The sequence below is a fragment of the Nocardioides sp. genome (assembly GCF_041393715.1).
Classification (GTDB): domain Bacteria; phylum Actinomycetota; class Actinomycetes; order Propionibacteriales; family Nocardioidaceae; genus Nocardioides.
In genome coordinates, this window is the sequence record NZ_JAWKJQ010000018.1 from 1 (window position 1) to 12,781 (window position 12,781).

The following is a 12,781-nucleotide window of genomic DNA, read 5'->3' on the forward strand; positions in this document are numbered from 1 at the left end:
TGGGAGGTCTCGCCGGCCGACCTGTGGCGCGGGACCGAGGCTGGCCTCGGGGTCCGCGGCCGGGTGCTGCTCCGGCAGCCGCCCGAGGTGCGCGCGGCGCTGACGGCGGCGTTCCACGACGCGGCCTCCGGGCTGGTCGACGACCGCGGGCTCATGGTGCTGCGCGAGACGGCCGTGCTCGCGGCGGGGCGACCGGGTTGAGCGGCATCCTAGGCTCGACGACGTGACCCCCGGATCGCTGCGAGAGCGCCTCGGCGACGCGGTGTTCCGTCGGGTGGCCGGTGCCGACGGCGAGGCGGAGCGGGCCCGGATCCACGGCACTCCCGGCCCCCGTTGGTTCACCCAGGACAGCGCCATCGCCCGCGTCCACGGTGATGCGTCGATGTTCGTCGGCGGTCTGCGCGCGGTGCTGCTGCAGACCCTGCACCCGGCCGCGATGACGGCGGTGGCCGAGCACTCCGGCTACCAAGGGGACCTCTGGGGTCGCCTCGCCCGCACCAGCACCTTCATCGCCACGACCACCTTCGGTCCCGACGAACACGCACAACGCGCGATCGACGTGGTCCGCGCCGTGCACCGCCGGGTCGTCGGCACGCTCCCCGACGGGACGCCGTACGCCGCCGACGACCCGCACCTGCTCCGCTGGGTCCACGTCGCCGAGGTGGAGAGCTTCCTGCTGGCCCATCAGGTCTATGGGCTGCGGCCGCTCGACGCGGCCGGACGCGATGCCTACGTCGCCGAGGCGGGCCTGGTGGGGGCTCGGCTCGGAGTGCTCGAGCCGCCGCGGACCGAGGCCGCGCTGGCCGCCGACCTGGCGGCGTTCCGTCCCGAGCTGCGCGCCGTCCCCGCCGCCCACGAGGCGCTGCGACACCTGCGCCACGAGGCGCCGCTGCCACTGCCCGGCCGGCCGGCGTACGCCGCGCTCTGGCTCGCTGCCATCGACCTGCTGCCGGCGTGGGCGCGCGCGGAGCTGAGGCTCCGCGACCACCCCTGGCTGGCGCGCCGGGCGGGCCACGCCGCTACCCGTGCCGTCCGCTGGGCGCTGACACCCGGTCAGCGCCGCACCCGTCGGCTCGAGCAGGTCACCCGCAGCTGGGAGTCGTGACCGATCTCCACACCTCGCGGGACCATTTCCCGCATCTCGCGGGACCATTTCCCGCATCTCGTCAGAGGTCGGCGCCGTCGGGGAGGCGGGTGTAGGCCTGCGACTCGGGGAGCAGCAGGCCGAAGTGGCCGTCGACGATCCGCAGTCCCGCGTCGGAGTAGACCCGGTCGTGGATGGCCAGGTTGCGAGGGGCGCCGACCAGGCGCGCGAAGTCGACGCCCTCCGCGGCGCGCATCCACGGCGCCGAGACGACGACGCAGAGCAGGTCCACGGGCTCACCGGGCGGGGTCAGCGCGTCACCGGGGTGGAAGACCTTCTGGTCGCCCGCCGTGACGACATAGCCGCAGTTGAAGGCCCGGGGGAGGTCGGGGTGGATCACCGCGTGCAGCTCGCCGACCGCCCGCACCGGCAGCGCGGCGGTGAACTCCTCGCCGGGGCCGACGACCGTCACCCGCTCGGCCACGTCGGGGGCCTCGTCGCGGAGCCTGGCCGCCACCGCATCGACGGTGAAGACCGGCGCGTCGGTGGCGCGCAACCGCTCGGCATCGAGGTGGTCGGGGTGCTCGTGGGTCACCAGCACCGCGTCGGCCCCGTCGACCGCCTCCGGGTCGGTGAACATGCCGGGGTCGACCACGACCACCCGGCCGTCGTGCTCGATCCGGACGCAGGCGTGGCCGAACTTCGTGATCCGCATGCCGTCGAGACTAATCCCGTGGTCGCCGCGGGGTGGCGGGCGCACAATCGCTGCATGACCCCGACCCCGCCGCCCGAGGGCGTCACCCTGCGCTGGGCGACCCTCGCCGACGCGGAGGCGGGCGCGCGGCTGCACCTCGACTGCTGGCGCGAGGCCTACGCACCGCTGGTCGACCGCGGGCTGCTCGAGGCGCAGCTCGCCGACCCGGTCTCGTGGGCCGACCGTTGGCGCGAGCACACCCGGCGGGTGCCCCGCCTGCTCGCCGCACGCCGGCTCGGCGACGAGGTCGAGCTCGTCGGGTTCGCGGTGGCCGGGCCCGGTCGCGGCGAGGACCCGCCGCGACCGCTGGAGCTCTACGCCGCCTACGTGCGGGCGTCGTGCTACGGCACGGGCCTCGGGCGGGCCCTCGTCGAGCGCACCCTCGGCTTCGGGCCGGCGTACCTCTGGGTGCTGGAGAACAACCCGCGTGCCATCGCGTTCTACGAGAAGCTCGGCTTCGCCCTCGACGGCACCCGCGAGCGGTTCGCGCCGCTGGACGCCTGGGACGCGCGGATGGTGCGCGGCCCGGCGCGTGGCAGCATGCAGGCGTGACCCGCTTCCTGGACCTGGCGGACCCGGCGTTCGACGTCACCTCGCCGCCGGTGCACGAGGCGCGCGAGGAGCAGTGGTACGCCGAGACCCCCTACGGCTACGCCGTGCTGCGGTACGCCGAGGCGAGCGCGCTGCTCACCGATCGGCGCTTCCGGCAGGGCAACGCCCGCTGGCCGGAGCAGAACGGCATCCACGCGGGACCGTTCCTCCGCTGGTGGCAGGACGTGCTGCTCAGCCTCGAGGGCGACGACCACGCGCGGCTGCGGCGGCTGCTGATGCCGGCCTTCCGTCGCCGCACCATCGAGGCGATGCAGCCGCAGTTCCAGCAGCTCGCGACCGAGCTGCTCGACGCCTTCGCCCCGCGCGGGCAGGTGGAGCTGGTCGGTGAGTTCGCCGAGCCCTACTCCGCACGGATCCTGTGCCTGCTGCTCGGGCTGCCCGACGACGAGTGGGAGCAGGTCGCGCACTGGGCCGACGACCTCGGCAAGTCCTTCGGCATCCGGGTCAAGGAGGACCTGCCGCGCATCGAGGCGGCGCTGGCCGGGCTGACCGGCTATGTCGAGGACGTCGTCGACGACCGGGCCGCGCACCCGCGTGAGGACCTCGTGACCACGCTGCTCCAGGCCCAGGAGAGCGAGGGCCGGCTCAGCCGCGAGGAGCTCGTGGTGTCCCTGGTCTTCCTGGCCTTCGCGGGGATGGAGACGACCCGCAACCAGATCGGGCTGGCCGTCCAGACGCTGCTGCGGCACCCCGACCAGTGGCGGCTGCTGGCCGCGAGGCCCGACCTCGGCCGGGCGGCGGTCGAGGAGGTGATGCGGGTCAACCCGACGGTCACCTGGGTGACCCGCGAGGCCGTCGAGGACGTCGACCTCCACGGGCTGCAGCTGCCGGCCGGCTCGATCGTGCAGGTGCTCTCGCACGCGGCCGGCACCGACCCGGCCGTCGCCGACCCGGAGGTCGACCTGCTGCGCGCCGCCGACCGCCCGCCGCACCTGGGGTTCGGCGGCGGTGTCCACCACTGCCTCGGGCACTTCGTGGCCCGCACCGACATGGCCGTGGCGCTGCCGCTGTTGGCCGCCCGGATGCCCGACGCGCGGCCCGACGGTCCGGGCGAGTGGCTGCCGGTGTCGGGCAACACCGGCGCCCTGCGGTTCCCGCTGCGGTTCACCCCGCAGGCAACCCGGGGCGCCCGCGCCTAGACTCGGTACGTCGGCCCGGACCGGCCGGCGTACCCGCAGGAGGCGAGTCGGATGGGATTCCTCGACAACGTCAAGGCTGCCGCCAAGGACCTCACGGACAGCGTGGACAGCCAGCTGTCGTCGTCGAACGCCGGCCGCGACGCCGAGCGGCACTACCGCGACCTCGGCATGCTGACGTTCCTCAAGGAGACCGGACGCAGCGTCGACCCCGCAGACTGGGAGCGGGTGCTCGGTGCGCTGAAGGCCTACGAGGCACAGGGCGCCCTGAGCTCCTTCGCACTGCACACGGCGCCGGTCCCGCCACCGCCGGCGACCCCTCCACCGCCTCCGCCGACCGGTGCGCCGTCGGCGGGGCCGCCTCCGCCGCCTCCCGCGACCTGACCCCCGGGAGGCTCAGCGCACCTCGGCGACCCACCGCATCGGGTCGCCCCAGCCGATGCCCTCGACACCGTGGTGGTCCAGCGCCAGGGCGACCAGGGTGCGCCGGTGTGCGGCGAAGGTCAGCACGTGCGCGATCATCCCGCCGTAGGTGAAGACCTCGGCGGGCTCGCACAGCGCGTCGACGAACGTCTGGTCGAGCTGGTCGCGCTCGACCACCTCGCGCACATGGGCGAGGTAGGTCGGCCCCTCCTCGGCCAGCCGCGTCCGCATCGACGCCAGCGACTCGTGGTCCTCCAGCGACCAGTCGTACTCCCGGTCGGCCAGCGCGGCGTTCCACATGCCGAGCTGCCCGACGAGGCGGGACAGCAGCGACCGGACCGTCTGCTGGTCGTCGTCGACGTCGAGGACGATCGGCGCGTCGAGCTGCTCATCGGTGAGCCGCTCCGCGTGGCCGACCAGCTCACCGGTCAGCCAGACATGGTGCTCCACCATCCGGGTCAACAGGTCCATCGAGGTCACGCTCCTTCGGGCGGGCAGCCGCAGGCTGCCGGGTGGGTGGAAGTGGACGCCGTTGACGGCGTCCAGCCGGATCTGACCGGGCCGCCGCCGCCACGCGGCGGGCGGTCGCCCGTAGGCGCGGGCGAAGGCTCGGGTGAACGCCGCGTGTGAGGCGTAGCCCGCCTCGACGGCCACGTCGAGGATCGAGGCCCTCGTCGTCACCAGGCGGTACGCCGCCCGCTCGAGCAGCACCCGCCGCCGCAGCGCCTCCGGCGGCTCACCGGCCACCGACGAGACGAGGCGGTCCAGGTGGAAGCGGGAGAAGTGCAGCCTCCGGGCCCGTTCCTCGGCATCCACGTCGTGCTCGTCCAGCGCGTCGGCCAGCTGGTCGACGAACCGGGCGAACAGGTCGGGTGCGGTCATGTGCTCGATCCTCGCGCGCCGCGGCGTACCGCTGCTTGATCGCGCTTGCTCAGCCGGTGAGGTGGTGGACGTAGCACCAGCGCCAGTCCTCGCCGGGCTCCGCACTCTGCATGACCGGGTGGCGGGTCCGGCTCCAGTGTCGATCGGCATGCTGGCCGACCGAGGAGTCGCAGCACCCGACCTCGCCGCACGACAGGCACTGGCGCAGTGACACCCACACCAGCCCTTCGTCGACGCACTCGCGACAGGAGAGCTCGGCCGGCAGGTCGGCCACGGGAAATGCCTGGAGGTCGACGCAGTCGTCGCCGAGTCGGCTGGTCTCACCGGCCCGGCCGGCGCGCAGGCTGGTCTGCTCCTTCCAGGCGGCGTCGAGCATCGACTCCTCGAAGTCGAGCATGGCGAGCACCTGGGCGACGATGTCGGAGGCGACCGTGCCGCCGCGGCGGATCTCCAGCACCCGGGCCCGCTCGGCGGAGATCATCGCCCGGCGGGTGCGGGCGTAGAGGTCGCTCGGCGAGTCGGCCTCGAGGTTGGTCGACAGCCGCTCCCAGGCAGCGAAGTTGCGCTGCTCGACGCGCTGACGGATCAGCGCGAACACCTGGTGCGGGTCGTCGTCCTCGAGCTCGGCCAGCACCTTCATGCCCGAGACCGAGGCCTGCTGGAGCAGCGTGGCCCGGGCCAGGGCGTCCGCCGCCGGGTCGGGCGAGGGGACGTCGAGGACCCTCGCGAACCAGGGAAGGGTGAGCCCCTGGATGAGCAGGGTCCCCGCCACCACCGTGAACGCCGCCAGCAGCAGGGTCTCGCGGTCCGGGGTGTCCGGGGGGATCACGAAGGCGGCCGCAAGCGTCACCACACCGCGCATGCCGGCCCAGCCGATCATGAACGTGTTGCGCGCCGGTGGCACCCGGCCGGTGTGGTCGGCTCGGGGACGGATCAGCAGGTAGCGCGCCGGGAACACCCACACCAGTCGGAGCACCACGACGGCCACCAGCGTGCCCGCACACACCGCGGCGATCCGGCCGACACCGAGGTCGCTGGCGCCGACGTCGGCGAGGATCCAGCTCGCCTGCAGACCGAGCAGGAGGAAGACGGTGTTCTCGAGGATGAACGCGACCGTGCGCCAGTTGATCCGCTCCGCGATCCGGGACGGGGCGGTCTGCAGGACCGGCGCCTGGTGGCCGAGCAGCAACCCGGCCACGACCACCGCGAGGACGCCCGAGGCGTGCACCTCCTCGGCGGCGAGGTAGGCCGCGAACGGGACCACGAGCGAGACGCCGGTGTCGACCAGCGGGTCGTGGACCCGCCGGCGTACCCAGGCGCAGAGGAGGTAGGCGAGCAGCCCGACCGCGACGCCGCCGCCCGCCGCGAGCAGGAAGTCGCCGGCCAGGCCGGCCATCGACCACCCGCCGGCGATCGCGGCCACGGCGGTGCGCAGCGACACCAGGGCGGTGGCGTCGTTGAGGAGGGACTCCCCCTCGAGCACCGTGACGATGCGGCGGGGCAGGCCGATCCGGCGCGCGACCGCGGTCGCCGCCACCGCGTCGGGCGGCGCCACGACCGCCCCGAGAGCGAACGCCACCGGCCAGGCGACGCCCGGCAGCAGCCAGTGGACGACGACACCCACACCGAGCGTCGTGAAGGCGACCAGCCCCACCGACAGCAGCAGGATCGCGCGCTGGTTGGCGCGGAAGTCGACCAGCGAGGTCTGCAGGGACGCCGCATAGAGCAGCGGCGGGAGCAGGCCGACCAGCACCACCTCCGGGTCGAGGCGGATCTCGGGGAGGGCCGGGACGTACGACGCCGCTGCGCCCACCAGCAGCAGGAGGAGCGGGGCGGGGAAGCGCAGTCGGTCCGCCAGCGCCGCCCCGGTGAGCACGGTGACGGCCAGCCCCACGACGACGGCGGCGATCTCCACCCGGACATTGTGGGGGGTCCGGGGAAACGGTGGCGGTGGGCGCCGTCAGGCGAGCGAGCGGATCCGGGCGTCCAGGTCGCGGCGACGGCTCCGGTCGACGACGGCCTCGATCACCTCGAGGCCACCGTTCGCGTTGGCCAGGGCGTGCTCCAGCTCGAGCAGCGAGTCGACCCGCCAGTGCGGGGTCCGGGTGGCGGCGCACAGGCTGGCGAGGTCGACGCGGTGCGGGGTGCCGAACAGCCGCTCGTAGCGGTCGGCGTACGCGGGGGCGCCCTGTTCGAGCATCGCGAAGATCGAGCCGCCGTCGTCGTTGGTGACGACCAGGGTGAGGTCGGGGGTGGGCTCGTCGGGACCCAGGATCAGGCCGTTGCTGTCGTGCAGGAACGTCACGTCTCCCAGCAGCGCGAGCGCGCGTGAGCTCCGCGGGCGGCCCAGCGCCGCGCCGATCGCCGTCGAGACGACGCCGTCGATGCCGGACAGCCCGCGGTTGGCGATCACCTTGCGCCGGTCGCCGACGCGGTAGGGCGCCACCATCAGGTCGAGGTCGCGGATCGGACTGGACGCACCGACGACCAGCAGCCCCTCCGGAGGGACGGCCCGGCTCACCGCGCCGGCGACCTCGTGAGGCGTCAGGCCCGGCTCCTCGGCCAGGAGCGCGTCGAGGCGACGCGACAGCTCGGCGTCGGCAGCACGCCACTCGTCGAGCCAGTCGCCCGGGTCGCGCGGCTGGCCCTCACCGAGCTCTCGCAGCGGGCCGGACAGGTCGAGCTCGTGGTCGACGGGGAACGGACGGTCCGGCCAGACCCCCCGCGGTGGCGCCGACCAGACCTCCACGTCGTCGCGGGCCAGCAACCTGCTGACGGGTCGCGAGAGAGTGGGGTGCCCGGCCACGACGACGCGCTGGATCCGGCTGCCCAGGTCGGTGTCCAGGAGCAGCCGGTAGGTGCGGATCACGTGGTCTCCGGTGCGACACCCCGCCGTCGGCTCCGCGAACAGCGGCCAGCCGCGGGCCTGGGCCAGCACCGGGCCGGCGGGCCCGCGTCGCCGCCGGCGACGACGACGGTGTGGGGGCCGGGTTTGATGTCGTTTGGCCCACAACGTGGCAAATCGGGCCGGTTTCATGCAGCTTCCGCCCAATCGACGCATGGGGCGAGCCGGCGCCGGGGGCCGGATCCGGGTCGGGCACCCACCGGTCGTCCGGCACCAGCGGCTCGTCGAAGCGCACGTTGAGGTGCACCGGCGACCACCCCGGCTCGAGCGCCACCTCCGACCCCGCCGCCACGTCGACGGTGGCCACCAGCGGCCCGAAGATCCCGACCTGGTCTGTGGTCTGGTTGGCGCCGGTGCCGCGCAGCCGCGCCGGCCGGTCGGCCGTCACGGCGACCAACGCGACGCCGGCGTGAGCCGCCTCCAGCATGGCCGGGTGCAGGTTGGCCACCGCCGTGCCGGAGGTGCAGATCACCGCCGCCGGCGGCCCCACCTTGGCCAGCCCCAGCGCCAGGAACCCGGCCGAGCGTTCATCCACCCGGGTGTGCAGCCGGACCAGCCCGGCCACCGAGGCGTCGTGGGCCGCGAAGGACAGCGGCGCGTTGCGCGACCCGGGGCTGACCACGATCTCCCGCACGCCCGCCCGCACCAGGGCGGACACGACCTCCCGGGCCAGCGCGGTCGAGGGGTTCACGCTCGCCGATCCTGCCGTACGCCGTGCACCGCGGCCAGCCGCGCCTCCCACGCCGCGACCCGCTCGGACGGCGCGGCGAGCCGGGCTCGCGCGGCCTCGTCCACGACGACCGGCCGCACCGGCAGGCCACCGTCGACGGGCAGCAGCGGCTCCACGGCGACGTCGTCGGTGAGCAGCTGCACGGTGGCGAGCCCGCAGGCGTAGGGCAGCTCGGGCAGCGCGGCCGCCAGCGCCACGCCGGCCGCGATCCCGACCGAGGTCTCCAGCGCCGACGACACCACCACCGGCAGCCCGATCTCCTCGGCGATCCGCAGGCAGGCGCGCACGCCGCCCAGCGGCTGCACCTTCAGCACGGCGACGTCGGCGGCCTCGAGGTCGCGCACCCGGTAGGGGTCGGCCGCGCGGCGGATCGACTCGTCCGCCGCGATCGGCACCGACACCCGGCGCCGGACCGCCGCCAGCTCCTCGACGGTGGCGCACGGCTGCTCGGCGTACTCCAGGCCGCCCGCGGCCCGGTCGAGCACCGGCAGCGCCGCGAGCGCCGCGTCGACCGTCCAGGCGCCGTTGGCGTCGACCCGCACCCGGCCGCCCGGGCCGAGCGCGTCGCGCACCGCCTCGAGCCGGGCCTCGTCGTCGGCGAGCGTCTGCCCGGGCTCGGCCACCTTGACCTTGGCCGTCGCGCAGCCGCCCGCGCGCACGATCTCGCGCGCCGCCTCCGGGCCGACGGCAGGCACCGTCACGTTGACGGGTACGACGTCGCGCACCGGCGCCGGCCAGTCCCCGGCGGCGGCCTCCTCGGCGCAGCGCAGCCAGGGCTCGGCGACGTCGGGCGGGTACTCCAGGAACGGGCTCCACTCCCCCCAACCGGCCTCGCCGCGCACCAACACCCCCTCGCGCACCGTGATCCCGCGGAAGCGGGTGCGCATCGGGACCGACCAGACCCTCATGCGCGGTCCCGCAGCGAGACCCGGTCGAGCTTGCCGTTGTCGAGCATCGGCAGGGACTCCACGGTGACGAGCTGGCGTGGCGCCCACGTCCGGGGCAGCGTCGCGGCCACCCAGTCGCGCACCTCGTCGAGCCCCACCCGCGGCAGGCCGGCCTCACCCACCACGAAGGCGACCAGCCGCTGACCCCACTCGGCGTCGTCGACTCCCAGCACCTCGGCCTCGCGGACCGCCGGGTGCTCCCGGAGCCGGGCGGCCACCGCCGGGCCGGGCACGTTGACACCGCCGGACACCACGACGTCGTCGACCCGGCCGAGCACCTGCAGCCGCCCGTCCTCGTCGAGCCGCCCGGCGTCGGAGGTCAGGAACCAGCCGTCCACCAGCGTCTCGGCGGTGAGCGCCGGGTTGCCGGCGTACCCGTCGAAGAGCATCGGTCCGGTCAGCCGGATCCGGCCCTCCGCGCCGAGGGCCACCCCCACGCCGTCCAGCGGCACGCCGTCGTAGACGCAGCCCCCCGACGTCTCCGCCGAGCCGTACGTCGCCACCACGCGTACGCCGGCCGCGGCAGCCCGCTCGCGAAGCCCCGCCGGGATCGGGCCGCCGCCCAGCAGCACCGTGTGCAGGCTGCGCAGCGCAGCGGTCTCCGTCGGCGAGTCGAGCAGCCGGTGCAGCTGGGTCGGCACCAGCGAGAGGAAGCGCGGCGCCCCGACCCCGAGCTCGCCCAGCGTGGTGGCGGCCAGCGACGGGAAGTCGTCGACCAGCAGCGGGCGGCGACCGGCCACCAGCGAGCGTGCGATGACCATCAGGCCCGCGACGTAGGTCGGTGGCAGCGCCAACAGCCAGCGCCCCTCCGCACCGAGGCGGGCCGAGGTGGCCCGCGCCGACGCGAGCACGGCACGGCGGGACAGCAGCACCCGCTTGGGCGCACCGGTGGACCCGGAGGTCTCCACCACCAGCGGCTCGGGCTCCGCCTCGGCGGCCAGCCAGCCGCGCACCGCCGCGATGATCTCGTCGGCGGTGCCCGCCACGGGCCGGAGGGCGCTCACCCGACGAACGCTAGCCCGCCCGACGCGCCCCGGGGCCACCGGCCGCGCGCCGGATCGCACCTGCTTGGATCATGTCTCATGGCCACCCCCGCCGACTGGCTCCACGGCGCCCGCCCGCGCACCCTCCCGGCGGCGGTCTCGCCGGTCGTCGCCGGCACCGGCGTCGCGGCCTGGGCCGACAGCCCGGTCTGGTGGAAGGCGACCCTGGCGCTGGTGGTGGCCCTGGCGCTGCAGGTGGCGGTCAACTACGCCAACGACTACTCCGACGGCGTGCGCGGCACCGACGCGGAGCGGGTGGGACCGATGCGCCTCGTCGGGTCGGGTGCGGCCAGCCCGGCCGCCGTGAGACGAGCAGCGTTCCTCGCCTTCGCCGTGGCCGGCCTGGCCGGTCTGGTGCTGGCCGCGACCACCGCCTGGTGGCTGGTCGTCGTCGGGCTGGTCTCGATGGTGGCGGCCTGGTTCTACACCGGGGGCAAGCGCCCCTACGGCTACCTCGCGCTCGGCGAGGTGATGGTCTTCGTGTTCTTCGGGCTGGTGGCCGTCGTCGGGACGGCGTACGTCCAGACCGAGACCTGGGAGTGGCCGGCGCTCTATGCCGCGGTCGGCGTCGGCGCCCTGGCCTGCGCCATCCTCGTCGTCAACAACCTCCGCGACATCCCGACCGACACGTCGACCGGCAAGCGGACCCTCGCGGTGGTGCTCGGCGACGAGCGCACCCGGTCGCTCTACCTGCTGCTGGTGCTGGCGGCGGCCGCGGCGGTGGTCGCCGTCGCCGTCTCGACCACGTGGTGGGCGCTGCTCGGCCTCGGGTTCGTCGTGCCCCTGCTGCCGGCGCTGCGGACGGTGCGCGGTGGCGCGACGGGACTCGCCCTGGTGCCGGTGCTGCAGCAGACGGGTGTCGCCGAGCTCGCCTGGGCGGTGCTGGTCGGGCTGCCCCTGCTGGCCCTACGCTGACGCAGCACCCCGGCATCACACAGAGAGGCGCCCCCGTGACCGAGCAGCAGCACAAGTTCGTCCTCGACGAGTCGGAGATGCCGACCCACTGGTACAACGTGGTCCCCGACCTGCCGGCGCCGCCTCCGCCGCCGCTGCACCCCGGCACCCGCGAGCCCGTGGGTCCCGACGACCTCGCGCCGCTGTTCCCGATCGAGCTGATCCTGCAGGAGGTCAGCCAGGACCGGTTCGTCGAGATCCCCGAGGCGGTCCGCGACGTCTACAAGCAGTGGCGGCCGTCTCCGCTGTTCCGCGCGCACCGCCTCGAGCAGAAGCTCGGCACGCCGGCGCGGATCTACTACAAGTACGAAGGCATCTCCCCGGTCGGCTCGCACAAGCTCAACACCGCGGTGCCGCAGGTCTACTACAACTCCCTGCACGGCATCAGCCGGCTCACCACCGAGACCGGCGCCGGCCAGTGGGGCACGGCCCTGTCTTACGCCTGTGCGCTGTTCGGCATCGACTGCGAGGTGTGGCAGGTCGGTACGTCGTTCGACACCAAGCCGCAGCGGCGCACCCTGATCGAGGTGTTCGGCGGGAAGGTCCACCGCTCGCCGTCCCGGATGACCCAGTCCGGCCAGGCGTTCCCCGAGGACCACCCCGGCACGCTCGGCATCGCGATCTCCGAGGCGGTCGAGGTGGCCGCCCAGGACGAGCAGACGAAGTACTCCCTGGGCTCGGTGCTCAACCACGTGCTGATGCACCAGACGATCATCGGCGAGGAGGCGCTGCTCCAGCTGGCCAAGGCCGGCGAGAGCTCGGTCGACCTGGTGATCGGCTGCGCCGGTGGCGGGTCCAACTTCGCCGGCCTCGCGTTCCCCTTCCTGCGCGAGAAGCTCGCCGGCAGCCAGGACCCGACGATCCTCGCGGTCGAGCCCTCGTCGTGCCCGACGATCACCCGCGGCGAGTTCCGCTACGACTTCGGCGACACCGCCGGGCTGACGCCGCTGATGAAGATGTACACCCTCGGCCACGACTTCGTGCCCTCCCCCATCCACGCCGGCGGCCTGCGCTACCACGGCATGGCGCCGCTGGTGTCGCACGCGGTCGACCTGGGGCTGATCCAGGGCGAGGCGCTGCACCAGCGGGAGTGCTTCGAGGCCGCCGTCGAGTTCGCGCGCACCGAGGGCGTGGTGCCCGCGCCGGAGTCGTCGCACGCGCTCGCCCAGCTGCGCCGCGAGGCGCTGGCCTGCGCCGAGAGCGGCGAGGAGAAGGTCATCGTCGTCGGGCTCTCCGGCCACGGCCTCCTCGAGCTGGGGTCCTACGCCGACTTCCTCGAGGGCCACCTCGCCGACGACCCGCTCTCGGAGG

Annotated in this window: 13 protein-coding genes and 1 pseudogene; 7 read left to right on the forward strand and 7 right to left on the reverse strand. The window is 74.5% G+C overall.

Translation table 11 applies throughout. From position 1 onward, the window contains the following. Both R2740_RS18240 and R2740_RS18245 read left to right on the forward strand, forming a co-directional pair. Positions 1-201, forward strand: a 201-nt coding sequence (locus tag R2740_RS18240; RefSeq protein WP_371304121.1) for a hypothetical protein, incomplete at its 5' end; no start/stop codon positions are given. 22 nt (positions 202-223) lie between these two features. Continuing rightward, positions 224-1,105 carry an oxygenase MpaB family protein gene (locus R2740_RS18245; RefSeq protein ID WP_371304122.1) on the forward strand — a complete coding sequence of 294 codons (882 nt, stop codon included), beginning with the start codon at positions 224-226 and terminating at the stop codon, positions 1,103-1,105. Between the two features lie 61 nt (positions 1,106-1,166). Here R2740_RS18245 and R2740_RS18250 read toward each other — a convergent pair whose 3' ends face one another. Beyond that, the gene (locus R2740_RS18250) at positions 1,167-1,799 is read right to left on the reverse strand and encodes an MBL fold metallo-hydrolase (RefSeq protein WP_371304123.1); all 633 of its coding nucleotides are present in this window, start codon (positions 1,797-1,799) and stop codon (positions 1,167-1,169) included. Positions 1,800-1,853: 54 nt separating this feature from the next. Here R2740_RS18250 and R2740_RS18255 point away from each other — a divergent pair, with 54 nt between their 5' ends. The 3 genes from R2740_RS18255 to R2740_RS18265 are packed head-to-tail and all read left to right on the forward strand — an operon-like array spanning position 1,854 to position 3,970. After that, entirely contained in the window at positions 1,854-2,390 is a 537-nt protein-coding gene (locus tag R2740_RS18255) for an N-acetyltransferase family protein (RefSeq protein WP_371304124.1), read from the forward strand. Continuing rightward, on the forward strand, positions 2,387-3,589 hold the full coding sequence (locus R2740_RS18260) for a cytochrome P450 (protein ID WP_371304125.1): 1,203 nt from the start codon (positions 2,387-2,389) through the stop codon (positions 3,587-3,589). The genes R2740_RS18255 and R2740_RS18260 overlap by 4 nt, the downstream gene beginning before the upstream one ends. 51 nt (positions 3,590-3,640) lie before the next feature. After that, positions 3,641-3,970, forward strand: coding sequence for a hypothetical protein (locus R2740_RS18265; protein WP_371304126.1), 330 nt, complete (start codon positions 3,641-3,643; stop codon positions 3,968-3,970). A 12-nt stretch (positions 3,971-3,982) separates the two neighbouring features. Here the strand turns inward: R2740_RS18265 and R2740_RS18270 are convergent, their stop codons facing one another. From R2740_RS18270 to R2740_RS18295, 6 genes and pseudogenes are all read right to left on the reverse strand, one after another. Next, positions 3,983-4,891 (reverse strand): helix-turn-helix domain-containing protein, encoded by a 909-nt coding sequence (locus tag R2740_RS18270; protein WP_371304127.1) that lies wholly within the window; start codon positions 4,889-4,891, stop codon positions 3,983-3,985. Between the two features lie 49 nt (positions 4,892-4,940). Beyond that, complete coding sequence (locus R2740_RS18275) at positions 4,941-6,806, reverse strand: Na+/H+ antiporter (RefSeq protein WP_371304128.1); 1,866 nt, start codon at positions 6,804-6,806, stop codon at positions 4,941-4,943. Between the two features lie 45 nt (positions 6,807-6,851). Then, a complete protein-coding gene (locus tag R2740_RS18280; protein ID WP_371304129.1) occupies positions 6,852-7,829 on the reverse strand; it encodes a thiamine pyrophosphate-dependent enzyme in 978 nt (325 codons plus the stop codon). A gap of 349 nt (positions 7,830-8,178) precedes the next feature. Beyond that, a pseudogene (locus R2740_RS18285) lies at positions 8,179-8,538 on the reverse strand (thiamine pyrophosphate-binding protein); the annotation flags it as partial. Continuing rightward, complete coding sequence (locus tag R2740_RS18290; RefSeq protein WP_371304130.1) at positions 8,484-9,434, reverse strand: o-succinylbenzoate synthase; 951 nt, start codon at positions 9,432-9,434, stop codon at positions 8,484-8,486. The pseudogene R2740_RS18285 and the gene R2740_RS18290, both read right to left, overlap by 55 nt. Continuing rightward, a complete protein-coding gene (locus tag R2740_RS18295) occupies positions 9,431-10,477 on the reverse strand; it encodes an AMP-binding protein (protein WP_371304131.1) in 1,047 nt (348 codons plus the stop codon). Before R2740_RS18295 ends, R2740_RS18290 begins: the two co-directional genes overlap by 4 nt. Before the next feature lie 78 nt (positions 10,478-10,555). On the opposite strand from R2740_RS18295, the gene R2740_RS18300 reads away from it, so the two are divergent. Together R2740_RS18300 and R2740_RS18305 are read left to right on the forward strand one after the other, a co-directional pair. After that, positions 10,556-11,431: a 1,4-dihydroxy-2-naphthoate polyprenyltransferase gene (locus tag R2740_RS18300; RefSeq protein WP_371304132.1), complete on the forward strand. Its 876-nt coding sequence runs from the start codon at positions 10,556-10,558 to the stop codon at positions 11,429-11,431. Between the two features lie 77 nt (positions 11,432-11,508). Next, positions 11,509-12,781: TrpB-like pyridoxal phosphate-dependent enzyme (locus tag R2740_RS18305; RefSeq protein ID WP_371304133.1), on the forward strand; the 1,273-nt coding region annotated here is incomplete at its 3' end.